Below are 20,961 nucleotides of genomic sequence, written 5' to 3'. Positions count from 1 at the left end.
CAAAAAGAAACCGCGGAAGGCAACTTCCGCGGTTTCTTCGTGTCCGAGCCCGGCAGGGAGGCTTAGTTGCCCATGCCGCCCAGGATGTTCTTGACGCTGTTGGCCGCGCCACCGCCGCCCGAGAGCAGCTGCTGCAGGAAGGTGAGGTCGCGGCCGCCTGTCGGGGTCGTGCGCGAGATCGTGTCGAAGACCTTGCCATCCTGAAGCGTGTAGTTCGCCTCCTGGGTGACGATGCCGTTCTTGTCGAAATAGATCGCCAGTATCTGCTGTTCGACCAGCTTCTGCTTCATGAAGGCGACGGAGCGGACGCGCTTCTGGGAAATATAGTAGAAGACCTCGCCGTCGAAGGTGGCGGTGGTCGACGGCGTGCCGAGCGACAGCAGCACCTGCTCACGGCTGGAGCCCACCGGAACCAGATCCAGCGCGGCCTGGTCGACCACATAGCCATTGTGAAACACTTCGGAGGTCGTGCAGCCAGAAAGCCCGGCCAGGGCAAGAGCGAGAGCCACGGCCGTGGTGTTCATCAGCTTCCTGTCCGCTTTAAAAATCCGAATGTCCACGCATACGTCTCCCATGACTGTCGACGGCAACCGGAAGGATGCCGGGTCGCTTCTGCGCACAGCATTGTGGCCTTTCCGGGGAAGGGCCGTCCAATTGCGGGCGCTGCCTTCTTTCCCGTCACTTTGCCGATGGAAGCGGCAGGGCGAGGGGATAACGGCATTGCAATTCACGTCTGCTTCGGTAAACCAGCTTTCGCAATCATGCAACATGAGCACGACCGGGCCTGGGCCATCGGCCGACTCTTTTTGGTGGAATTGGATGGTATTCGGTTTCTTCCGTCAGAAAAGAAACAATCAGGCGATCGTCGAGCGGCAGTATGCCATCCTGACATCGGCCGCGCGGACACCTGCCTTTTATCTCGACATGAATGCGCCCGACACCGTCATGGGTCGGTTCGAGATGCTGACGATCATGCTGATTCTCTATTTTCGCCGCACCGCGCGGTCGGACCGGAGTGGCCAGGAGATCGCGCAAAACATCATCGACGCCTTCTTCGAGGATGTCGATCATTCGATCCGCGAACTCGGAGTTGGCGACCCCGGTGTTCCGAAGCGCATGAAGAAGCTCGCCGGCATGTACTACGGTCGGCTCGAATCCTATGCCGCCGCGCTCGACAAGGGCGATCGGGATGCCCTGGCCGCAGCCCTCGCTCGCAATATTCACCCGGAGGTCGCGCCGACTCCGGACATGCAAAGCCTGGCCGGCTGGATGTTTTCCGCAGAGCAAGCGCTTGGCTCCGTCGCCGAAGCCGAGATCGAGACCGGCACGGCCCGGATCGCCGTTCCCACCACGTGATACCTCGGAGGGCCATGCCGGCGGGCAACCGCGGCGAGCCGCCGGTAACGGACAGAGGAAGATCCAATGATCACTAGAATTCCCGATGAAACTGCCGAATTCAGCTATCGCGTGAAGGTCGGTCACGTATCGGCAAACCCCGTACAGGTCCATGTCGAGGCAGACGAGCGCGAACGCGTGGGGCTGGCAAGCCTTTGGGAAGTGGAGGCCGTCAATCGCCTTGCAGCCGATCTGCAGATTGCCCGCTGGAAGAAGGACGGGGTGCGCATCAAGGGCCACGTCTCCGGCGAGATCGTCCAGGCCTGCGTCGTGACGCTTGAGCCTGTTGTCTCCACGATCGAACAGGATATCGACCAGATCTTCGTGCCCGAGGGCTCGAAGCTGGCTCGCATCGTGCTCGATGGCGCCGGTGAAATGGTGCTGGATCCGGACGGTCCGGACCTGCCGGAACCCTTTGTCGGCGACACGATCGACGCGGGCGCCCTGATCGCGGAATTCGCCGCGCTCGGCATCGATCCCTATCCGAAAAAGCCCGGCGTCCAGTTTTCCGGGCATATCGAAAATGAAGTCGAGGAAGAAAAGAGACCCTCTCCCTTCGCCGTGCTCAAAGACTGGAAAAAGGATCAATGATCCCCCATCTGCGCCCGCAGGTGGGTTGTGCCGCCATCGAAAAGCGGTATTTTGACCGAAATTTCGCTGGCCAGCGATCAAGAAGGGTCAGGTTTAAGTGATCAGAATTTCTCTCGACGTTATGGGCGGCGACTTCGGTCCCGAAGTCACGATTCCCGGAGCCGCCAAGGCTTTGGAACGTCACCCGGAAGTCACCTTCCTCCTCTTCGGCCAACAGGAGCGCTGCCTGCCGATTCTGGCGCAGTTTCCCAGGCTCAAGGAAAAGGCCGTCTTCCACCACTGTGAAGTTTCCGTCGGCATGGACGAGAAACCGAGCCAGGCGCTTCGCCGCGGACGTTATGTCTCGAGCATGTGGCGCTCGATCGAGGCGGTCAAGACCGGCCAGGCCGACGTCGCCGTCTCCGCCGGCAATACCGGTGCGCTGATGGCCATGGCCAAGTTCTGCCTGCGCACCATGGCCACCATCGAGCGTCCGGCGATCGCCGCCATCTGGCCGACGCTGTCGGGTGAGAGCATCGTGCTCGACGTCGGCGCCGGGATCGGTGCCGATGCCCAGCAACTGCTGGACTTCGCCGTCATGGGCGGCGCCATGGCGCGTGCCCTGTTCGAAATCGAGAAGCCGCTGGTTGGTCTCCTCAATGTCGGCGTCGAAGAGATCAAGGGACAGGAAGAGGTGAAAGAAGCCGGCCGTCTGATCCGCGAGGCCGGCCTCGACACCATCGATTACTACGGCTTCGTCGAAGGCGATGATCTTGGCAAGGGCACGGTTGACGTTGTTGTCACCGAAGGCTTTACCGGCAACATCGCCTTGAAGACCGCGGAAGGCACCGCAAAACAGATCGCCGAATATCTGCGCGCAGCGATGTCGCGCACCTGGATGGCCAAACTTGGCTACATCCTTGCCAAGGGTGCCTTCGACCGCGTTCGCGAGAAGTTGGATCCGCGCAAGGTCAATGGCGGCGTGTTCCTCGGGCTGAACGGCATCGTCATCAAGAGCCATGGCGGGACGGATGCCGAAGGTTTTGCGGCGGCCGTCGACGTCGGCTACGACATGGCCCGCAACGGGCTCACTCAGAAGATCGAAAACGACTTGAAAAAATATCACGCGCGGCAGCCCTCTCCGGCAGGCCCCGAAGCAGCGTGACGACAAGGCAGGAAACACGATGATCCGTTCAGTAGTTCGCGGTTTCGGAGCGTCGCTCCCGAAACGGGTGGTGACCAATCGCGATCTTGAAGACATGGTCGAAACCTCTGACGAGTGGATCGTCCAGCGCACCGGCATCCGCCAGCGTTACATCGCGGGCGAGGGGGAAACCACGGCGTCGCTCGGTGCCGCTGCCGCCGAGCAGGCGCTTCAGCGCGCAGGCCTGACCGCGCAGGATATCGATCTCATCATCTGTGCCACCTCGACGCCGGATAACACCTTCCCGGCAACTGCCGTCAACATCCAGAACCGCCTGGGGATGACGCACGGTTTCGCCTTCGACGTGCAGGCCGTCTGCACCGGCTTCGTCTATGCGATGGCGACGGCCGATCTCTATATCAAGGGTGGCATGGCCAAACGCGTGTTGGTCATCGGCGCCGAAACTTTCTCCCGCATCCTCGACTGGACCGACCGCACCACCTGTGTGCTCTTCGGCGACGGCGCAGGCGCGATCGTGCTGGAAGGGCAGGAGGGTGAAGGCAGCGTGGCCGATCGCGGCATCCTGACGTCGAACCTGCGCTCCGACGGCACCCACCGCGAAAAGCTCTACGTCGACGGTGGCCCCTCCACGACCGGTACGGTCGGTCATCTGCGTATGGAGGGCCGCGAGGTCTTCAAACATGCGGTCGGCATGATCACCGACGTGATCGAGGCGGCCTTTGATGCCACCGGCACGACGGCCGCTGACGTCGACTGGCTGGTTCCGCACCAGGCAAACAAGCGGATCATCGATGCGTCTGCGAAGAAGCTCGGCATTCCCGACGAACGGGTCGTGATCACCGTCGACCAGCACGGAAACACCTCTGCTGCCTCGATCCCGCTGGCGCTTGCGGTCGCGGCTGGCGATGGCCGCATCAAGCCTGGCGATCTCGTGATGCTGGAAGCGATGGGCGGTGGTTTCACCTGGGGAGCGGTCCTCCTGCGCTGGTAGTCCAAAAAAGAGTAAAAATTGCGCACCAACAAGAGCTTGACCGTCGCGGTTAAGGACAATAGGTTCTTCCGAATTCAACAAGATCATTGATTTAGGCGGGCGAGAACTATGGCCGGGAAGACAGTGACACGTGCGGATCTGGCAGAATCAGTCTTTCGCAAGGTCGGTCTTTCGCGAACGGAGTCCGCGGAGTTGGTCGAAACGGTCATCGACGAGATCTGCAACGCCATTGTGCGTGGCGAATCGGTGAAGCTTTCGTCCTTTGCCACCTTCCAGGTGCGCAGCAAGAACGAACGCATCGGCCGCAATCCGAAGACCGGCGAGGAAGTGCCGATCTCGCCGCGTCGGGTCATGACCTTCAAGGCATCCAACGTCTTGAAGCAGCGCATCCTGCGTGCCCACATCGCGCGCAAGGCCAAGCAGAAGCCGGCCAATCCGGCGGTTTGATCCGACCAAAAACGGTGGAGTGTCGCTCCTGCCGTCACGGATCGCTTGAAAAATTCGTTCCAAACCGTTGAAATGACGGGCGAGTCGCCCAAGCCTTGGCGCATCGCACGTGGAGCATGGTCATGCAGTTGGACAAGAGCCCGGATGCCTTCCGCACCATCAGCGAAGTTGCGGATGATCTCGATCTGCCACAGCATGTCCTGCGTTTCTGGGAAACCCGCTTTCCGCAGATCAAGCCGCTGAAGCGCGGCGGCGGGCGGCGTTACTATCGGCCCGATGATGTCGAATTGCTGAAGGGCATCCGCCATCTGCTCTATGATCAGGGCTATACGATCAAGGGCGTGCAGAAGCTTCTGAAGACGAACGGCAACAAGTTCGTGATGGCGGTCGCCACAGGCGATGTCGCGACCATGGAAGCGCTTGTCGCGGCGAGTTCTGCCAAGACCGAAGACCCGCGCGTGGCACTTGAGGATGACCAGGTCGTCGGTCGGCCGAAGGTGCGGGCCAGCGGCCGCTTCTTCGGCTTTGGCGGATCGGCCGATGATGCCTCTGAAATCTCGCTCGGCAAAGGCTCGATCGCCAAGGAGGACCGCGCCTTGCTGCAGGAAGCGCTGTTCGATCTCCTGGAGTGCAAGCGCCTGCTGGACCAGGTCCGCTGACGGTAATTCCAAGTCATCGGCAGAGTGTCAGTCCTTCCGGTTCCCTGGAGGGAACCCCTACTCTTTGAAGACGTTGAGGGAACATCACGAACCCTGTGAGGTCCCATGAAACGTTTGTTTGCCGCCGCCCTTCTGATCGCCACCCCCGCCTTGGCCCAGACGCCGTCACCAGCACCCCGCGCTGCTGCAGAGGCAGGAACACGGCCACAGACGGTGGAGGAGGCCTGCATTTTCGTGGCCAAGAGCATGTTGATGGCGAGGGACCTCAAGGTGGGCGTCGTCCAGGCCTTTCCCGAATTGACGCCGCCCGGTGCCCGGCTCACCTATTCGACGCGAATGGACGCCGAAGAAGGCGATATCACCGACGAAATCGAATGCCAGTTCGATGCCGGCACCAGCCCGACCAAGGTCACGCGCTTCTGCATGGATTCCACCTGCTACGCCTCTGACAGCGAAGATCACGAAGACCGCCGCCGGTTCGAAGAGGTTCAGGCGCTGATGCAGCGGCTGAAATGACCCGAGGAAATTTTTGCGGTCAGCGACTTTCCCCTTGCACGGGCTGGGCTGACTGTCTAAAGGGAACGTGCCGTTTAGGCAGGTCGGGGCGTAGCGCAGCCCGGTAGCGCACTTGACTGGGGGTCAAGGGGTCGTGGGTTCAAATCCCGCCGCCCCGACCAATCTCTTCCTTGATATCCCAGCAAATTTCTTTCTTGATGAAAGGGCATACCGGTTAATCGCCGGCGTGTCCTAGTATTGCTGCAATGCAGCATTACATTCGATCTTCACGCCTGCCGAAAGAGATCGCCCCCCATGCGCTTCAAAAACCCCCTGTCTCCGCTGTCCGCGCTCCTCAAGGGGCAGCGCCGCTGGCGCAAGATGGTGAAGGACGCCTTTCCGGTCTTTGGCCTGGGTGATCTGCCGAAGGCGGCGCCGAAAGCCAAGAAGCGCGTAGCCACATCCAAGGCAGCCACAGCACGGGCGTCCCTGGTCGAGGTCCATGCCTTTGGCAGCAATCCCGGCCGGTTGCGCATGCTGGAATTCGTGCCGGCGCTCAGGCGCGATCCGCCGACACTGGTTGTTGTGCTGCATGGTTGCCTCCAGACGGCCGCCCAGTTCGACAAGGGCAGCGGCTGGAGCCGCATGGCCCGGGAAAAGGGATTCGTGCTCCTTTATCCGGAGCAGACCCGGCAAAACAACCAGAACCTCTGTTTCAACTGGTTCCGTCCGAGTTCGGTCGCGCGTGATCGCGGGGAACTGATGTCGATCCGCCAGATGGTGGATCATTGCGCCACCCGTCACAACATCCCGAAAGATCGCATCTTCCTGCAGGGATTGTCTGCCGGCGCAGCCATGGCCGGCGCCTTGCTCGCAAACTATCCGGACGTCTTTGTCGCCGGCCAGATCGTGGCCGGGCTCCCCTTCGGCGCGGCCCGCGATGCCATGTCGGCGCTGCATGTGATGAAATCAGGGGCTCGCCGCAGCGACCGTGAATGGGGTGACCTCGTGCGTGCGGCCCGCGACGGGTCAGAGACGCGCAGACCTGCGGTTTCGATCTGGCATGGCCGCGCCGACAGCGTGGTTGCAATTGCCAATGCCGAAGCAACGCTGGCCCAATGGCTTGACGTCTATGGTCTCGATTTCGAAGCTGGCGTCACGCGGCCCGCGACCGATGGAACCTCGATGGTCTGGAAGGACGAAAAGGGCAGGGTGCTGGTCGAATATCGCATCATTGATGCTCTCGACCATGGACTCCCGGTCCCTGTGCGCAGGGGAACGGCGGGTCGCCAGCCTTACATGCTTGAGGGCGCCAACAGCGCCCCCAAACAATTCTACCAAACCTTTATCCGACCCGCCTGAAGCGGGAGGTCGATCAGTTCTCCTCGACGGAAACGCCGCTTTCGCCGATGCGCAATTCGACGCCCTTCGGCTTGCTCTCTTCCTGATAGACGTAGATGCCCAGTCCGATGACGGCAACGACGAGGGCGCCGATGATCAAGTAGAGGCCATTGTTTCGGCTCATGAAAGTCTCCTGTCTGGTTTTGTCAGGCAGGTAAGCTTTCAAGCGGGATATTGTTCCAACGAGGTATCAGAAACTTTCAATCATTGTTGGCAGAGTTCAGCTCTTCCGGTCGCATGCCTTCCTGGTGATCTGCTGCGACGAGGCGCAATCCCGCGCCGCCGGGACCTGCCTGGCCGGAGTCCAGAAAGAGGATGCCCAGCCGCTCCAGGGTCTGCCTCAGCATGGCATGATCCCCTGGCGTCGCCTCATAGCCGTTGCCGGATTCGATCTGCAGGATCAGCAGTGCATTAATGCCACTTTCCTGGGAGAGCCGATCGATGGTGAGGTCGAGCATTGCGCGTGCAGCGCGGATCTGTGCTGGCGTGATCATATATTGAATATGGCACAGCAGAGCAAAGGTTCAAGGCTTGGGATCCACGCCTTATCGACGACGGATCAGGCAGGCTCCACGGTGGAAATCCGGCGCCGCACCATCTTTTGATGGCGATGTTCAAGCGCACAGCAGCCCCAGACGATGCCGAGCACGAGATAGAAATGCCGCCAGTGGTCGGTGTCGATGACATTGCCGATCAGCATGTGCCCGACGAGCACGATCCAAGCGATCATCAGATAGGGTTGCCAGGGCCGGTCCCGCAGCAGGTAGCGGAAACCCATGGCGAAGGTGCAGGCGATCAGCGAGATATAGGAGATGAAGCCGACCCAGCCATAGGTCATCAGCGATTTCAGCCAGATATTGTGTTCGTCCTCGGGGAAGATCTTGCCGAACATCATCGGACCGATGCCAAGCGGCCTCTCCATCGCCATCTGAAAGCCGAGGCGGTGCCGTTCGAAGCGGCCGAGATGGCCGCCATCGTAGTCCTGCACGAGCTGGGTGCGGGCCAGAAACAGGTCGCGCACCTTTTCGAACTGCAGAGCCACGACAAGGGCCAGAACCATCACGCCAACGGCTGCGACCGACAGCATCAGGATCTTCAGCCGAAACGCATTGCTGCGCTCCTTCAGCAGCATGATGAAGACCAGCGCCAGAGCAGAGAAGAGAAAGAGGCCCCAGGCGGCTCGGGAAAACGAGAGAAAGACGGCAAAGGCGATGATCAGTATGCCGATCAGTCGCAGCGGCGCTTCGGACAGTCTGCCCTTCAGGAGGCCGTAGAGCAGATAGAGCATCGGCGCGACGAGGAAGGGGCCGAAGACGTTCGGGTCCTGGAACGCGCCCATGGCGCGATCGTAGCGGGTAAAAACCTCCGCGCCCGGAAACGCATGAAAATAGCCGAGAATGCCGAGCATGCCGGTGAGGATGGCGGCCGCCACCCAGGCCCGGAAGATCAGCACCAGCCGCTGGTGGCGATCTTCGATCACGGCCGCGTAGAAGACGGCCGTCAGCGCCAGGAAGATCGATACGAAGACATAGAGAAATTGCTCGGTCAGGATCTCGGTCATGACCGTCAGCGCCAGCATCCCGCCGATATTGAATGCGAGAAGCAGAGCGAGCAGCGGCGCGACGGTGCGGGAGATGCGCAGCCCGAACAGGAACCACAGCGCAACTTGGCCGACCATCAGGAGCTCATAGGGCGCCGGTTCCGAAATGACGAAGCCCGACAGGAAGACGCCGAACCCGAGCACCCAGGACACGAGCATCTGCATGGCGGCAACCTGCATCCGGGGAAGGGCTGGGCTCTGGTGGGTGAGCGCGCTCAATAGGCGTTTTCCGTGTTGAGCAGCTTGATCGGCGTGAGGAACAGGATCTTCAGGTCGAACAGCAGCGACCAGTTCTCGATGTAATAGAGGTCGAAGGCCGTGCGGAACTTGATCTTCTCGTCCGTGTCGATCTCGCCGCGCCAGCCATTGATCTGCGCCCAGCCGGTGACGCCGGGTTTTACGCGGTGGCGGGCGAAATACCCCTCGACGATTTCGCCATAGGTCTTGTCACGCGTCTGGCCGAGCACCGCATGCGGACGCGGGCCGACCAGCGAGAGATCGCCCCGCAGCACGTTGAAGATCTGCGGCAGTTCGTCGATCGAGGTCTTGCGGATGAAGCGGCCCACCTTCGTCACCCGCGGGTCGCCCCGGGTGACGGCGTTCTTCGCGGTCGGATCGCTCATCTCGGTATACATCGAGCGGAATTTCAGGACGTTGATGACTTCGTTGTTGAAGCCATGTCGCTTCTGCACGAAGAAAACGGGTCCTTTGGAGGTCGCCTTCACGGCAATCGCGGTCGCGATGAAGACGGGCCACAGAAGCACCAGCGCCAAGAGGCTGAAGAAGATATCGAAGGCGCGCTTGGCAACCGAATCCCAGTCGCGGATCGGCTTGTCGAGAATGTCGAGCAAGGGGACGGCGCCGACATGCGAATAGGAGCGGGGACGGAAGCGCAGATTGTTCGAATGGGCCGCGAGCCGCACATCGACCGGCAACACCCAGAGCATGCGCAGAAGCTCCATGATCCGCGCTTCGGCGCTGAGCGGCAGCGAGATGATCAGCATGTCGATATGGGCAAGCCGCGCAAACTCCACCAGCTCCGCCACATTGCCGAGCTTCGGATAACCGGCGACGACGTCGGGAGAGCGCTGCGAATTGCGATCGTCAAAGATGCCGCAGATACGGATATCGTTTTCCGGCTGCTGTTCAAGCGCCCGGATCAGGTCCTTGGCGGGCTTGCCACCGCCGACGATCACGGCACGCCGTTCCATCACGCCATTTCGGCCCCACCGACGGATGGCAAAGCCGATCAGATTGCGCTCGATGACGAGGAAGGCCCCGCCGACGGCAAACCATACCGCAAGCGTGCTCGGGTATTTGACGTCGAAATCGCCGAATAGCAGTGTGGCGAGCGAAGCAAGTGCAACGGCCACGGTCCAGCTGATGAGCACACGGGCGATGGAGCGCATCGGCGTGCGCAGAATGGAGACGTGGTAGCAGTCGCTTCCCTGCATCAGGAAAAGGGCGAGCAGGGCACCCCCCGCGCCGCTCACGGCGCTGAGAAGGAAATGTGCGCCCGGTTCCAGCGCCATGAAATAATTGGCGGCGAGCGAAATCGCAAAGAGGCTGAAGAATTCCAGGAAGCGCAACTGGCCGATCACGATGGAGGGCGAGTAATTGGCGACGGCATATTGCCCGGCGATCTGGCGCGCGAGCGCGCTCACTTCGGCTCTGGGCTCGCTGCCCGGTGCCTGTGTCGTGCCATCGGCATTCATTGCCGGTCTGCGGCGGAGCGCTTCAAGATCGAAAGCGTCCGGTTTGTCGACCTTGTTCATCGGGATCCCTCGCACATGGGTGCACAAGGACTATCAACAAGGTCCTAAGAAACGCTTTAGCGTCACCTCTTATATGGGGTGAAATTGTGCCGTTAGGGCACAGTGCCACGTTTTCAGATCCGGGTGCGGTGCCGGTAATAAAGCGCCTCGACCTGACCCGCCATCACGGAGGCTGAAAAGCGGGACTGGAAGCTGTCCTTGGCCGGCATGGTGCGGGAAGCCCAGTCCGGGGAGGTCAATGCCGTGAGCATCACCCCGGCAAGTGCCATCGCGTCGCCGGGCTCGACCAGGGCTGCGCTGTCGAACCCGAGCACTTCCGGAATGCCGCCGACGCGCGAAGCGATGACGGGCTTTTCGGCGGCGAGCGCTTCGAGAACGATATAGGGCATGGCTTCCGCCCGGGACGGAATGACGACGATATTGCCGGTGGTGAAAGCTTCGCGAACGGGCATGGCCGGCGCCATTGTAACGCGCTCCGATAGCCCTCTCTGCTCCAGCATCCGCCTGTATTTCTCCTCATCGGGACCGTCGCCGATGATGCGGCCGGCGAGCGGACGCCCCAGCCGACGTTCGACCTCGGCAAAGGCATTGATGAAGACATCTGGCCCCTTCATGTCGCGCAACATGCCGATATAGACGAAGTCGGCACTATTGGCGGATGCGGGCACTGCCCCGAAGTCGCGGTCGCTGATGCCATTGTAGATCCTGACGGCATCGCAACTCGGTTTGCCGACCTTGGCTTCATACGTTGCGCGCTCGTAGTCGCAGACGAAGGAGATCGCCTCTGTTGCGCGCTCCAGCACGCGTTCAGCCATGAAGACCGTTTCGCCCGACAGCGTGCGCGGGCGAAAATGCAGGCTTCCGCCATGCGGGGAATAGAGGCGGGCCACGCGATACCTTTGAACCCGCAGGATCGAGCCGATGACCCGCGCGACCACGCCGCCTTTGGCGCCGTGTCCGTGCAAGATGTCAGGCTGCAATGCCTTGATGTGATTGTAGCTGCGTTTCAGCGCCGCGAGATCGTCGAGACCGACGGAGCGGCGGATCGGCAGGCGCTCGAGACCGAGCGCGAGATGTGGCATGATCTGCGCAAACAGCTTGTCTTCGTGTTCGCTGCCTGTCGAACTGTCGCAGACGATGCCGACCTGGTGGCCGGCAAGGCTGTGATGCTCGGCCAGATCCCGCACATGGCGGAAGATGCCGCCGACAGGAGACCGGAAACAGTGCACGATGCGCAGAGGCTGCTTTTCTGACATCGATCAGAAAAGCCGTTCGCGCACATAGACGGTGTCGCCTGCAAGGATCGGATCGGTGATCGGCACGCGACCAGTGATGATCTGGCCATTGATCTTGCGCGTGACATCGACGTCCCGCTGGTTCGACCGGCCGGTAAAGCCGCCGGAGACGGCGATCGCATTGAGGATGGTCATGCCAGGCACATAGGCATACTGACCCGGTTGGCCGACTTCGCCCATGACGAAGATCGAGCGGTAGCGGTCGATTTCGATGGTGACGTCAGGATCGCGCAGATAGCCCTGCTTCAACTTCTGGGCAATGACGCCTTCGAGCTGGGTGAGGGTGGCCCCACGGGCGGCGACCTGGCCGACCAGGGGGAAGGCGATATAGCCGGCCTGATCCACCGTATATGTGTTCGTCAGGCTGGGCTGTTCGAACACGGTGACGCGCAGCCGGTCGCCGCTGTCGAGGCGGTAGGGCTGGATTGTCGCTTCGTGAAAGACCTTCGGGGCCGGACGATAACCGGCGCATCCCGCCAGCCCGGCGGACAGAAGTGCGCCGGCGAGCAGAAGTATCGCGTGTTTCCCGACCATGGCCATGCGCAATCGCGCTCCCAATCAATCCATTTCTTATGGTTCGTTATCGAACAATTAGGGTTAATGCCCGGTAAACGGAGAATGCTTCTTCTGGCGCAGAACAAGTAGAGGGGGAGGAGGGGAGCCGCACAGCCAGAGATTAACCCTTGAGTTACCATGATCCTTTACGTTTGCCCGGACAAAGCCCCGGGAGTGTGAGTGATGCCGAGTTTGGACCGAGACCAGCAGGACGTGGATATCGATCTCGCGCAGTTTTTCCGTGCCGTGTGGCAACGGAAAGGGACCATCCTTGCGACGACCGCTCTCGTCGGTGTGCTTGCTTTTGTCGGCGCCCATGCGATTTCGCCGACCTACAAGAGCGACGCCATGCTGCTGATCGAGCCGCGTGAACCGAGCTTCTCCGCCTCCGGCCCGAATGCTTCGACCGTCGAGCCGATGCCGGACGAGCTCAATGTGGCAAGCCAGGTGCAACTGATGCAGTCCGTCGACCTGATGAAGCAGGTGGCGCGTGACCTCAAGCTGCACGAGCGTGCCGAATTCGATCCTGAATCCAGCCCGTCCGCGCTCACCGATTTCCTCGTCCTGTTCGGTCTGAAGAAGAACCCGCTCGAACTTCCACCGGAAGAGCGTGTGCTGAAGGCGTTCAAGGAAAAGCTGTCCGTCTACCAGGTCGAGAAATCGCGCGTCATCGGCATCGAATTCTCCTCCAAGGATCCGCAACTGGCCGCCGATGTGCCCAACGCCATCGCCGACGTCTATCGCTCCCTGCAAAGCGGTGCCAAGCTCGACAGCAATTCCGAGGCCGTGCGCTGGCTGGAAACGGAAATTGCCAATCTGCGCGAAAAGGTGCGGGAGGCCGAGCAGAAGGTGGCGGAATACCGGTCCCAGGCAGGACTGATGTCGCTCGGGACCGACCAGTCCTTCAGCAGCAAGCAGCTCTCCGACATCTCGACCGAACTCGCCCGCGTTCGCGGCGAACGGGCCAATGCGGAGGCGACCGCTGAAAACCTGAAGGCGGCGATCAAGGCGGGCAAATCGACCGACACGATCGATGCGATCAGCCGATCGGAATCCGTCCAGCGCCTTCGGACCGCCGAATCCCAGGTTCAGGCGCAGATCTCGGACCTGTCGACGACACTGCTCGACGGCCACCCGCAGATGAAGTCGCTGCGTGCCCAGTTGGCGGGCCTGCGCGAGCAGATCCGCGCAGAAGCGTTGAAGGTCGCCGCCGGCCTCGAAAATCAGGCATCTGTGGCTCGCGAGCGCGAAACACAGCTCATTGCCCAGATGAACTCCGTCAAGGCCGATACCGCGCGTGCCGGAGAGGATGAAGTGGGCCTGAAGTCCCTTGAGCGGGAAGCAGCGGCCCAACGCCAGCTTCTGGAAACCTATCTTGCCCGCTACCGCGAAGCCTCCTCGCGCCTCGACAAGGGGTCGAGCCCGGCCGATGCCCGCGTCATATCGCGCGCCGTACCGCCGCAGGAGCCGAGCTTCCCCAAGGTTCTGCCGATGACCATCGTCTCGGCGCTCGCAACCTTCATCATTTCCTGCGTGATCGTGATGCTGATGGAACTCTTCAGCGGCCGCGCCCTGCGCCCGGCTGCCGGCTCTTCTGCGCGCGAATACGAGCGTGACGAAGAGATTCTCCCGGAAGATGACGAAATGCAGGCGGCTGCCGCTGCAGATCTGGCAGACGATGTCGCACCGGCCGCTGTCCTTGCTCCGGCACAGGACAAGCCAGCAAGCCTTCTCGATCTCCCAGAGGAGGCCGACGAGCGTCCGATCGATGCGGACGCTTTGGTCGGCGGCGAGGAAGACGAGGTCGCGGACGTGGAAGTCGAGGACGAACAGGACGAATTCTCCGCAGCCTCCGTTGCCGATTTCCTTTTGGAGCAGGGCACCCGCGCCGCCTTCGCGATTTCGCCTTCGGGCGATGACGGCTCTGCCGGCACGGTGGCGCTTGCCCGCGACGTGGCCGGACGTGGTCGTCGCGTCGTGCTGATCGACATGACCGGTTCGGCCTGGCCGAGCCAGATGATGACCGCCTGGGCGGATCTGCCCGGCATCACCGATCTCCTGACCGGCGAAGCCGCATTCGCCGACTGCATCCATCCGGACCGCAGCTCGACGGCCGACATCATCCCGCAAGGCAATGCGGACATCCGCCAGGCCATGCGCGGTGCCGACCGCCTGTCGATGATCGTCGATGCCCTGGCCGATGCCTATGATCTGGTATTGGTGGAGTGTGGTCCGGCCCAGGCCGAGGGCCTTGCCCGTCTGAGCCGCAATGGCAAACACGAGATCATTCTCTCGGCGCCCGACCCGGACGCTGGCGAGCTGGCCGATATCATGAAGGCCTTCCAGGATGTCGGCTACGATGATCTGGTGCTGATGTCCGTGCGCCCCAAAGCCCACGGGCCGCGTCGACACGCGGCCTGAGCCGACTGGCATGGGCCGAAGGGTCAGTCGTTTTCGGAAACGGTCTCCATGGGAGCAGACGTCTTGCTACCCATCGCCCTGATCCGCTGGATCAGGGAATAGAGCCTGGCATTGTTCTTGATCGCCGCCTTGGTTCGCGTCAGCACCCTGAGGAGCTGTTCTGCAATCTGCCCACGGGGCGATATAGCCACCATCAGGTCGTGATGCAGCGTTTCGCTGCGACACCAGCGGCGCTTGTAATCCTGGTCTCCTATACCGAAATCGAACAGGCTGGCACCGGTGAGGGCGGCGCGTTCGATCATCAGCCAGAACAGCAGTTCGCCGGGACTTGCCTCGCGCATCAGCGTGTCGTCGATCGAACCGAACTGACAGATCACATGATCGCCCTTGCGCGACAGTCCGGCAATGGCCGCGATCTTGCCAGCATAGTCGCCCTTCAGCCGCAATGCATGCAGTTCAAGCGGGACATCGCTGCCGCCGCGATCCATCTCCAGCACCATGTGGAAGAAAGCTTGAGTCTCGGCCGGCTGGAAAACGTTCGGCAAACCCTGCGCCTCGAAACGCGCGGCCTTCTGCCGGAAAAACGTCTCGAGCAGCATGCTCTTGTCGGCAGGACTCGTCGCTCGGATATGGTCGAAGCCACCCACGGCCTCGAGTTTTCTCACCTGAGAGCGGAATTTTTTCCGTCGGGCCTTGGCATTGAGCGGCGCGATCGTCGCGTCCATATCGGCGCCGAGCGCCAGCTGAAAGGCGGGGTTGGGGTTGAGGACCTTCGGCAGATCGGCAAAGGGATGAGGCTCGCCGCGCCAGTCGAGGGGCACATGGGTGAGGTGGATCAGATCGGTCCGGTTTGCCAGAGCGGCTGCGAGCGCACGGGTGATGGCGCCGGCCGGAAAGTGCTCGGCCTTGTGACGAAAATCGGCGGAGAAGAGGCCGCTGTTGTAATTGGTGAAGGCGCTGCCGATGAACTGGGCGGTGCGCACCGTGGCACGGCTTTCGATCTCCAGCGGCAGCACGAAGGCAAGTGCGCCGTCGAGCCGGCCTTCGATTATTGCAAGCGGATTGCCATGGGTCTGTGCCCAGGCATAACACCAGTCGAAAGCCTGATGCATCGAATTCCACGGATCGGCTTCCAGCTGTCGCCAGGCACGCTCGACGGCGCGCATATCCGAATGCACGGTAATGGCGAGGCCGAGGTCTTCATCTACGGCGGTTGCCGTCGGAGTGACGGTAGACGTCGGCAGAATGGCCGTGTCGCTTGCCATCCGCCCCGCAAAGACTGTCATGGTCTTCAATGTCAGCTCCCGCATGCGGGTCTCCCGTCCATTTGCCTGCGTGCGGGGCAGAGACTAACAGCCCTTCTGCAAGAAACGGTTATCGGCGTGTCGTGCCTGGAGCATCGAACCCGAACGCGGTAAACAGGGGGTAAAGCCCGGACAGCGCTACTTTTTGACGGGGCCGGCCATCCACTTGATGATCAGCATGGCGGGCACGATCCACAAGAGGCCGGTGAGGACGAAATAGAGGAGGTGCGCCCACCAGGGCGCCGTCGCCAGGGTCGCAGATGCGATGGTCGTCGCCAAAAGCGCATAGAGCAGCACGATGACGATGATGGCGATCGTTCCGATGAAGGAGCGCAGGGAAGGCCGCATGGCACGTCTCTCTTTTAGGACTGGTCCGCCATCTTCCGACGCGACCGCTTGCCGCAAACCGGCGGGCTTGTTTTGCACACCGGAGTGATGCAAATCAACGGGCGAAAAGAGGATTGACTGATGACAGCTGCGACGATCGGTACCGAAACCCAAATCCGCACCCAGATTGCCAAGGTGGATAGCGACCGGCGTGCCATCCGCATCTGGCTCGGCGTCGTCGTCTTCACGCTGTTCTGTCTCGTGCTGGTGGGCGGCGCGACGCGGCTCACCGATTCCGGCCTGTCGATCACGCAGTGGAAGCCGATCCACGGCGTCATCCCGCCGCTCTCCGTCGCGGAATGGGAAGAAGAGCTGCAGCTCTATCGCCAGATCCCGCAATACCAGCAGATCAACAAGGGCATGAGCCTTGATGAGTTCAAGACGATCTTCTGGTGGGAATGGGCGCATCGCCTGCTCGCCCGAATGATCGGCATGATCTTCGCTCTGCCGCTTCTCTATTTCTGGATCAAGGGTCGTATCGAGCCGGGTCTGCGCCTGCCGCTGGTCGGCGTGCTGGCGCTCGGTGGCCTGCAGGGCTTCATTGGCTGGTGGATGGTGTCGTCCGGCCTCAGCGAACGCGTTGATGTCAGCCAGTATCGTCTCGCGACCCATCTCATGATGGCCTGTTTCATCTTTGCCAGCTGTGTCTGGATCATGCGCAGTCTTGCCCCGCACAGCGAGGATGCGTCACCGACACCACGAGCGCGGCTGGTCGCCGGCATTCTGCTCGCCATGACTTTCTTCCAGATCTATCTGGGCGCGCTTGTCGCCGGTCTCGATGCCGGTTTCACCTACAACACCTGGCCGCTGATGGACGGCGCCATCGTTCCGCAGGGTCTGTTCGTTCAGGCGCCGGCCTGGATCAACCTGTTCGAAAACCCGAAGACGGTTCAGTTCGTCCACCGCTTGGGCGCCTATGTGCTCTTCGCAATCGCGCTGTTCCACATGATCCAGTGTCTGCGCGCAGCGCCGCAATCGACCCATGCCCGCCGCAGCGTGTTGATGTTCGCCCTGGTCTGTCTGCAGGCCACAGTCGGCATCGTCACGCTGGTGACCCAGGTTCCGCTGCATGCGGGCCTGACGCATCAGGGCATGGCCCTGATCGTGCTTGCCTTCGCGGTTGCTCATCTGCGGGGCTTCTACGGCGAACGGCCACGTCCGATCGCCATGGAAGTGCGCGATTGATTCAACCGAAGCGGAAGCCCGAATAGGGTTTGCCGAGAAAATGCCCCTGGAAGACCTGCCGTCCGGCGTCAGCGCCGGCGGCACCCGCTGCAACGAAGAGCGGCACCAGATGGTCATGGTCGGGCACATGGCAGGCCTGCGCATCCGGGTTCTGCTCCCAGGTCGAGAGCTTTGCCGCACGTTCGTCGACATCGTTGATCGTGACAGCGTCCGCGAGCCATGTGTCGAAGCGCACCGCTTGCTGGACATGGCCGGGCTCCGCCTGCCGAAACATCCGCATGTTGTGATAGCTCATGCCGGATGCGATGATCAGCACCTCCTCGTCGCGCAGCGGTTCCAGCGCCTTGCCGATCGCGACATGGCTTTCAACGTCGAGGGTGTTTTTCAGCGACATGACAGTGATCGGCACATCCGCATCCGGATAGGCGAGCATCAGCGGAATGAAGACGCCGTGGTCGTAACCACGTTCGGCATCTTCGGCGCTGTCGATTCCAGCCGCAGAGAGCAGGGAGCGGACGCGAGCCGCGAGAGCTGGCGAGCCGGGTGCCGGATAGGAAAGCTCATAGGTGTGGGGCGGGAAGTTGTAATAGTCGAACAGCATGCCCGGCTGCGGAGCGCTGCTCACCGTCGGCACGGGTTCCTTTTCCCAATGCCCTGATACTACCAGGATCGCCTTCGGCTTGTGCCCCACCTCGTCCGCAAATCCGCGCAGGAAGGTGTCGAGATCATCCCAGGGGCCCTTGCCCTGTTCATCCTTCGGGAACGCCATGAACGGCCACGGACCACCCCCATGGGGAATGAAATAGACGGGAAACCGTATCGGTTTGCTCATGGCACCTCGCTTTCGGTGCACTATAGCGCTCGCGTTTGACGGAGACGATAGCGCGTCCACCTGACGAAGCGTTCAGCCGCCGGAGACAGTCCCGCTGAGGCAGCCGTCAGGCCGGCTTGTGGCAGACCGCCTCGATATTGTGGCCGTCGGGATCGAGCACGAAGGCGCCGTAGTAATTCGGATGGTAGTGCGCACGGATGCCGGGCGGTCCGTTATCCGTCGCGCCGGCCGCCATCGCCGCAGCGTAAAACGCGTCCACTGCGGCGCGGCTCTCGGCAACGAAAGCGATGTGCATCGACCCTTGCGTGCGCCTACCGGTGCCGATCCAGAAAGACGGCTTGCCGTTGAGCCCGTAGCCGGCGCCCTCATAGGTCCCGCCAGTATCGGCTGCGGTCACCACCATGCAGCAGTCCGCGCCCAGCATCGGCATCAGGACATCGTAAAATGCCTTGGACTTCGGATAGTCGGTAACGGAGAGGCCAATATGATCGAGCATGTGAATGTCCTCCCGTTGTGATTTCAATCAAGCAGACAACATCAGGTCCATGTTCTGGACGGCCGCACCAGACGCACCCTTGCCCAGATTGTCGAGCGTGGCGACGAGATTGACATGCGGTCCGCCTTCGGTGCCGAAGACATAGAGCTTCATCGTATCCTGCCCGACCAGCTCTTCGGCATCGACGCGCGGCAACTTGGCGCTTTCAGCGAGCGGCACCACCGTAACGATGTTCTGGCCGGCATAATGCGCCACGAGGGCCGCATGTATGCTGCTGATCGTCGTGCCCGAGGCAAGGTCATCAATGAACAGCGGCACCTGCACGATCATGCCCTGGGCAAAGCGGCCGACGGAAGGCGAGAAGAGGGGCGCCCGGTCGAGCTTCCCGTGGATCGTCATCTCCGGCACATGCTTGTGCTTGAGCGGCAGGCCGTAGAGGAAGTTGTTGGCGGCCAGATGCTCGGGATGAGCGGCGTCTTCCATCTGGGCGATGAGCTGCTTGCCGCCTCCGGTGTAGCCAGAGACCGCATTGACGCTGACCGGATAAGCATCCGGCAGGATGCCGGCGTCACGCAGCGGCCGGATGAGGCCGATCGCACCGGTCGGATAGCAGCCGGGATTGGCGACGTGGCGCGCCGAACGGATCTTGTCGCCCTGCGCCTTGTCCATTTCGGCAAAGCCATAGGCCCAGTCTTCCGCAACCCGAAAGGCGGTCGAGGTGTCGATGATCCGGACCTTGTTGTTGCCCGAGAGCATGGTGACGGCCTCTTTCGAGGCTTCGTCCGGCAGGCACAAGATGGCGATGTCGGCGCTGTTGAGCAGATCCTCGCGCATGGCGGCATTGCGCCGTTCCGCTTCCGGGATCGACAGGAGCGCGACGTCGCGGCGGCCGGCCATGCGGGTGCGGATCTGCAGGCCCGTGGTTCCGTGTTCGCCATCGATGAAGATTTTCGCGCTCATGTCTTTGTCCACAAATTCAGAAGGTTAGGAGTGCTGGCGGACTCACTTTATCCGCCATGTGATTCAGTTTGTTAACGGGAGGCGGCGAGGCGTTCAGCCCGCAGACCCAGCATATACATCGCGACCGTTGCACCGGCAATGGCGGTGATATCGGCATGGTCGTAGGCCGGTGCCACCTCGACGATGTCGGAACCCCGGATATCGAGGGGGCCGAGCTTGCGCAGAACCGAGAGCATCTTGGCCGATGACGGGCCACCTGCGACCGGCGTGCCTGTGCCCGGTGCAAAGGCCGGATCGAGGCAGTCGATGTCGAAGGTGAGGTAGCAGGGTCTGTTGCCGACATGGGCGAGGATCTGGTCGGCAATTGTCTGGGCGCTCAAATCCTCGACCTCGTAACCGGGGATGATCCTGATGCCGAAATCCTCAGGTGCCTCGGTGCGAATGCCGATCTGGATCGAGGCTGCAGGGTCGATGACGCCCTCGCGCACGGCCCGGCAGACGAAGGAACCGTGGTCGATCCGCTGGCCGTCATCGTCCCAGGTGTCCTGATGCGCATCGAAATGCACCAGCGCCAGCGGTCCATGTTTGGCGGCATGCGCCTTCAGAAGTGGCCATGTGACGAAATGGTCGCCGCCGAGCCCGAGCAGATAGGCACCCGACGCCAGGATTTCGGCTGCCTGCGCTTCGATGCGCGCGGGGGTTTCCTGATGATTGCCGTAGTCGAGCAGCACGTCGCCATAGTCGATGACGGCCATCTGCTCGAACAGGTCGCGGGCAAAGGGATATTGCGGGTCATTGTCGAAGATCGCCGAGGCGCGCCGGATCGCCTGCGGTCCGAAACGGGCGCCGGGACGGTTGGAGACGGCGGCATCGAAGGGAATGCCGAGCACGACCGCATCGACGTTGTCCAGCACCTTGGAATATTTGCGTCGCATGAAGGAAAGCACGCCCGCATAGGTCGGGTCGGTCGCCGCTCCGCGCAGGGCCTTTGCGGTGAAGGCGTTGTCGATCGATTTACTCGCCATGAT

23 protein-coding genes and 1 tRNA gene are annotated in these 20,961 nt (G+C 61.7%); 11 read left to right on the top strand and 13 right to left on the bottom strand.

Going from position 1 to position 20,961, the window contains the following annotated elements; translation table 11 throughout:
- Window positions 1–62: 62 nt before the first annotated feature.
- A complete protein-coding gene (locus tag DMY87_RS20180; RefSeq protein WP_110793424.1) occupies window positions 63–575 on the bottom strand; it encodes an outer membrane protein assembly factor BamE in 513 nt (170 codons plus the stop codon).
- Window positions 576–819: 244 nt separating this feature from the next.
- Here DMY87_RS20180 and DMY87_RS20175 point away from each other — a divergent pair, with 244 nt between their 5' ends.
- From DMY87_RS20175 to DMY87_RS20135, 9 genes are all read left to right on the top strand, one after another.
- Window positions 820–1,356 carry a ubiquinol-cytochrome C chaperone family protein gene (locus DMY87_RS20175; protein ID WP_110793423.1) on the top strand — a complete coding sequence of 179 codons (537 nt, stop codon included), beginning with the start codon at window positions 820–822 and terminating at the stop codon, window positions 1,354–1,356.
- A 66-nt stretch (window positions 1,357–1,422) separates the two neighbouring features.
- Window positions 1,423–1,986, top strand: a complete 564-nt coding sequence (locus DMY87_RS20170) for a YceD family protein (RefSeq protein ID WP_110793422.1) — start codon at window positions 1,423–1,425, stop codon at window positions 1,984–1,986.
- 97 nt (window positions 1,987–2,083) lie between these two features.
- The gene (plsX, locus tag DMY87_RS20165) at window positions 2,084–3,130 is read left to right on the top strand and encodes a phosphate acyltransferase PlsX (RefSeq protein WP_110793421.1); all 1,047 of its coding nucleotides are present in this window, start codon (window positions 2,084–2,086) and stop codon (window positions 3,128–3,130) included.
- A 19-nt stretch (window positions 3,131–3,149) separates the two neighbouring features.
- The gene (locus tag DMY87_RS20160) at window positions 3,150–4,121 is read left to right on the top strand and encodes a beta-ketoacyl-ACP synthase III (RefSeq protein WP_110793420.1); all 972 of its coding nucleotides are present in this window, start codon (window positions 3,150–3,152) and stop codon (window positions 4,119–4,121) included.
- A gap of 108 nt (window positions 4,122–4,229) precedes the next feature.
- Entirely contained in the window at window positions 4,230–4,568 is a 339-nt protein-coding gene (locus tag DMY87_RS20155) for an integration host factor subunit alpha (protein WP_110793419.1), read from the top strand.
- Window positions 4,569–4,696: 128 nt separating this feature from the next.
- Window positions 4,697–5,227, top strand: coding sequence for a MerR family transcriptional regulator (locus DMY87_RS20150; protein ID WP_110793584.1), 531 nt, complete (start codon window positions 4,697–4,699; stop codon window positions 5,225–5,227).
- 105 nt (window positions 5,228–5,332) lie between these two features.
- Window positions 5,333–5,743 (top strand): hypothetical protein, encoded by a 411-nt coding sequence (locus DMY87_RS20145; protein WP_110793418.1) that lies wholly within the window; start codon window positions 5,333–5,335, stop codon window positions 5,741–5,743.
- Window positions 5,744–5,827: 84 nt separating this feature from the next.
- Window positions 5,828–5,904: transfer RNA gene (locus DMY87_RS20140), tRNA-Pro, on the top strand.
- A gap of 133 nt (window positions 5,905–6,037) precedes the next feature.
- Window positions 6,038–7,084, top strand: coding sequence for an extracellular catalytic domain type 1 short-chain-length polyhydroxyalkanoate depolymerase (locus DMY87_RS20135; protein ID WP_110793417.1), 1,047 nt, complete (start codon window positions 6,038–6,040; stop codon window positions 7,082–7,084).
- 13 nt (window positions 7,085–7,097) lie between these two features.
- On the opposite strand, the gene DMY87_RS24275 is transcribed toward DMY87_RS20135, so the two are convergent.
- The 6 genes from DMY87_RS24275 to DMY87_RS20110 all read right to left on the bottom strand — a co-directional run bounded on the left by DMY87_RS24275 (window position 7,098) and on the right by DMY87_RS20110 (window position 12,333).
- A complete protein-coding gene (locus tag DMY87_RS24275) occupies window positions 7,098–7,247 on the bottom strand; it encodes a hypothetical protein (RefSeq protein ID WP_165826366.1) in 150 nt (49 codons plus the stop codon).
- A 76-nt stretch (window positions 7,248–7,323) separates the two neighbouring features.
- A complete protein-coding gene (locus tag DMY87_RS20130) occupies window positions 7,324–7,581 on the bottom strand; it encodes a hypothetical protein (protein WP_245408989.1) in 258 nt (85 codons plus the stop codon).
- A 101-nt stretch (window positions 7,582–7,682) separates the two neighbouring features.
- On the bottom strand, window positions 7,683–8,903 hold the full coding sequence (locus DMY87_RS20125; RefSeq protein WP_110793415.1) for an O-antigen ligase family protein: 1,221 nt from the start codon (window positions 8,901–8,903) through the stop codon (window positions 7,683–7,685).
- Window positions 8,904–8,938: 35 nt separating this feature from the next.
- Window positions 8,939–10,498 (bottom strand): undecaprenyl-phosphate glucose phosphotransferase, encoded by a 1,560-nt coding sequence (locus DMY87_RS20120; protein WP_110793414.1) that lies wholly within the window; start codon window positions 10,496–10,498, stop codon window positions 8,939–8,941.
- 113 nt (window positions 10,499–10,611) lie between these two features.
- The gene (locus tag DMY87_RS20115) at window positions 10,612–11,754 is read right to left on the bottom strand and encodes a glycosyltransferase family 4 protein (RefSeq protein ID WP_110793413.1); all 1,143 of its coding nucleotides are present in this window, start codon (window positions 11,752–11,754) and stop codon (window positions 10,612–10,614) included.
- Window positions 11,755–11,757: 3 nt separating this feature from the next.
- On the bottom strand, window positions 11,758–12,333 hold the full coding sequence (locus tag DMY87_RS20110) for a polysaccharide biosynthesis/export family protein (protein ID WP_110793412.1): 576 nt from the start codon (window positions 12,331–12,333) through the stop codon (window positions 11,758–11,760).
- Window positions 12,334–12,531: 198 nt separating this feature from the next.
- On the opposite strand from DMY87_RS20110, the gene DMY87_RS20105 reads away from it, so the two are divergent.
- Window positions 12,532–14,769 (top strand): Wzz/FepE/Etk N-terminal domain-containing protein, encoded by a 2,238-nt coding sequence (locus DMY87_RS20105; protein ID WP_110793411.1) that lies wholly within the window; start codon window positions 12,532–12,534, stop codon window positions 14,767–14,769.
- A 23-nt stretch (window positions 14,770–14,792) separates the two neighbouring features.
- Here DMY87_RS20105 and DMY87_RS20100 read toward each other — a convergent pair whose 3' ends face one another.
- Both DMY87_RS20100 and DMY87_RS20095 read right to left on the bottom strand, forming a co-directional pair.
- Window positions 14,793–16,079, bottom strand: a complete 1,287-nt coding sequence (locus tag DMY87_RS20100) for a GNAT family N-acetyltransferase (RefSeq protein ID WP_245408988.1) — start codon at window positions 16,077–16,079, stop codon at window positions 14,793–14,795.
- 132 nt (window positions 16,080–16,211) lie between these two features.
- Complete coding sequence (locus DMY87_RS20095) at window positions 16,212–16,421, bottom strand: DUF2842 domain-containing protein (RefSeq protein WP_110793410.1); 210 nt, start codon at window positions 16,419–16,421, stop codon at window positions 16,212–16,214.
- 120 nt (window positions 16,422–16,541) lie between these two features.
- On the opposite strand from DMY87_RS20095, the gene DMY87_RS20090 reads away from it, so the two are divergent.
- Window positions 16,542–17,645: a COX15/CtaA family protein gene (locus DMY87_RS20090; RefSeq protein ID WP_110793409.1), complete on the top strand. Its 1,104-nt coding sequence runs from the start codon at window positions 16,542–16,544 to the stop codon at window positions 17,643–17,645.
- Window position 17,646: 1 nt separating this feature from the next.
- On the opposite strand, the gene DMY87_RS20085 is transcribed toward DMY87_RS20090, so the two are convergent.
- From DMY87_RS20085 to speB, 4 genes are all read right to left on the bottom strand, one after another.
- A complete protein-coding gene (locus DMY87_RS20085) occupies window positions 17,647–18,477 on the bottom strand; it encodes a DODA-type extradiol aromatic ring-opening family dioxygenase (RefSeq protein WP_110793408.1) in 831 nt (276 codons plus the stop codon).
- A 106-nt stretch (window positions 18,478–18,583) separates the two neighbouring features.
- Complete coding sequence (locus tag DMY87_RS20080) at window positions 18,584–18,973, bottom strand: VOC family protein (protein ID WP_110793407.1); 390 nt, start codon at window positions 18,971–18,973, stop codon at window positions 18,584–18,586.
- A gap of 27 nt (window positions 18,974–19,000) precedes the next feature.
- Window positions 19,001–19,933 carry an N-acetyl-gamma-glutamyl-phosphate reductase gene (argC, locus tag DMY87_RS20075; protein ID WP_110793406.1) on the bottom strand — a complete coding sequence of 311 codons (933 nt, stop codon included), beginning with the start codon at window positions 19,931–19,933 and terminating at the stop codon, window positions 19,001–19,003.
- A 71-nt stretch (window positions 19,934–20,004) separates the two neighbouring features.
- Window positions 20,005–20,958: an agmatinase gene (gene speB / locus DMY87_RS20070; RefSeq protein ID WP_110793405.1), complete on the bottom strand. Its 954-nt coding sequence runs from the start codon at window positions 20,956–20,958 to the stop codon at window positions 20,005–20,007.
- Between the last annotated feature and the right edge of the window lie 3 nt (window positions 20,959–20,961).

This window comes from Peteryoungia wuzhouensis, assembly GCF_003205195.1.
Lineage (GTDB): Bacteria > Pseudomonadota > Alphaproteobacteria > Rhizobiales > Rhizobiaceae > Allorhizobium > Allorhizobium wuzhouense.
This window is presented reverse-complemented; position numbering and strand designations above follow the sequence as displayed.

Bases quoted from the DNA above. Each gene is read 5' to 3' on its own strand.
- DMY87_RS20180 (WP_110793424.1), bottom strand. From the start codon at position 575: ATGGGAGACGTATGCGTGGACATTCGGATTTTTAAAGCGGACAGGAAG.
- DMY87_RS20175 (WP_110793423.1), top strand. From the start codon at position 820: ATGGTATTCGGTTTCTTCCGTCAGAAAAGAAACAATCAGGCGATCGTC.
- DMY87_RS20170 (WP_110793422.1), top strand. From the start codon at position 1,423: ATGATCACTAGAATTCCCGATGAAACTGCCGAATTCAGCTATCGCGTG.
- DMY87_RS20160 (WP_110793420.1), top strand. From the start codon at position 3,150: ATGATCCGTTCAGTAGTTCGCGGTTTCGGAGCGTCGCTCCCGAAACGG.
- DMY87_RS20155 (WP_110793419.1), top strand. From the start codon at position 4,230: ATGGCCGGGAAGACAGTGACACGTGCGGATCTGGCAGAATCAGTCTTT.
- DMY87_RS20145 (WP_110793418.1), top strand. From the start codon at position 5,333: ATGAAACGTTTGTTTGCCGCCGCCCTTCTGATCGCCACCCCCGCCTTG.
- DMY87_RS20135 (WP_110793417.1), top strand. From the start codon at position 6,038: ATGCGCTTCAAAAACCCCCTGTCTCCGCTGTCCGCGCTCCTCAAGGGG.
- DMY87_RS24275 (WP_165826366.1), bottom strand. From the start codon at position 7,247: ATGAGCCGAAACAATGGCCTCTACTTGATCATCGGCGCCCTCGTCGTT.
- DMY87_RS20130 (WP_245408989.1), bottom strand. From the start codon at position 7,581: ATGCTCGACCTCACCATCGATCGGCTCTCCCAGGAAAGTGGCATTAAT.
- DMY87_RS20125 (WP_110793415.1), bottom strand. From the start codon at position 8,903: ATGCAGGTTGCCGCCATGCAGATGCTCGTGTCCTGGGTGCTCGGGTTC.
- DMY87_RS20120 (WP_110793414.1), bottom strand. From the start codon at position 10,498: ATGAACAAGGTCGACAAACCGGACGCTTTCGATCTTGAAGCGCTCCGC.
- DMY87_RS20115 (WP_110793413.1), bottom strand. From the start codon at position 11,754: ATGTCAGAAAAGCAGCCTCTGCGCATCGTGCACTGTTTCCGGTCTCCT.
- DMY87_RS20110 (WP_110793412.1), bottom strand. From the start codon at position 12,333: ATGGCCATGGTCGGGAAACACGCGATACTTCTGCTCGCCGGCGCACTT.
- DMY87_RS20105 (WP_110793411.1), top strand. From the start codon at position 12,532: ATGCCGAGTTTGGACCGAGACCAGCAGGACGTGGATATCGATCTCGCG.
- DMY87_RS20100 (WP_245408988.1), bottom strand. From the start codon at position 16,079: ATGCGGGAGCTGACATTGAAGACCATGACAGTCTTTGCGGGGCGGATG.
- DMY87_RS20095 (WP_110793410.1), bottom strand. From the start codon at position 16,421: ATGCGGCCTTCCCTGCGCTCCTTCATCGGAACGATCGCCATCATCGTC.
- DMY87_RS20090 (WP_110793409.1), top strand. From the start codon at position 16,542: ATGACAGCTGCGACGATCGGTACCGAAACCCAAATCCGCACCCAGATT.
- DMY87_RS20085 (WP_110793408.1), bottom strand. From the start codon at position 18,477: ATGAGCAAACCGATACGGTTTCCCGTCTATTTCATTCCCCATGGGGGT.
- DMY87_RS20080 (WP_110793407.1), bottom strand. From the start codon at position 18,973: ATGCTCGATCATATTGGCCTCTCCGTTACCGACTATCCGAAGTCCAAG.
- argC (WP_110793406.1), bottom strand. From the start codon at position 19,933: ATGAGCGCGAAAATCTTCATCGATGGCGAACACGGAACCACGGGCCTG.
- speB (WP_110793405.1), bottom strand. From the start codon at position 20,958: ATGGCGAGTAAATCGATCGACAACGCCTTCACCGCAAAGGCCCTGCGC.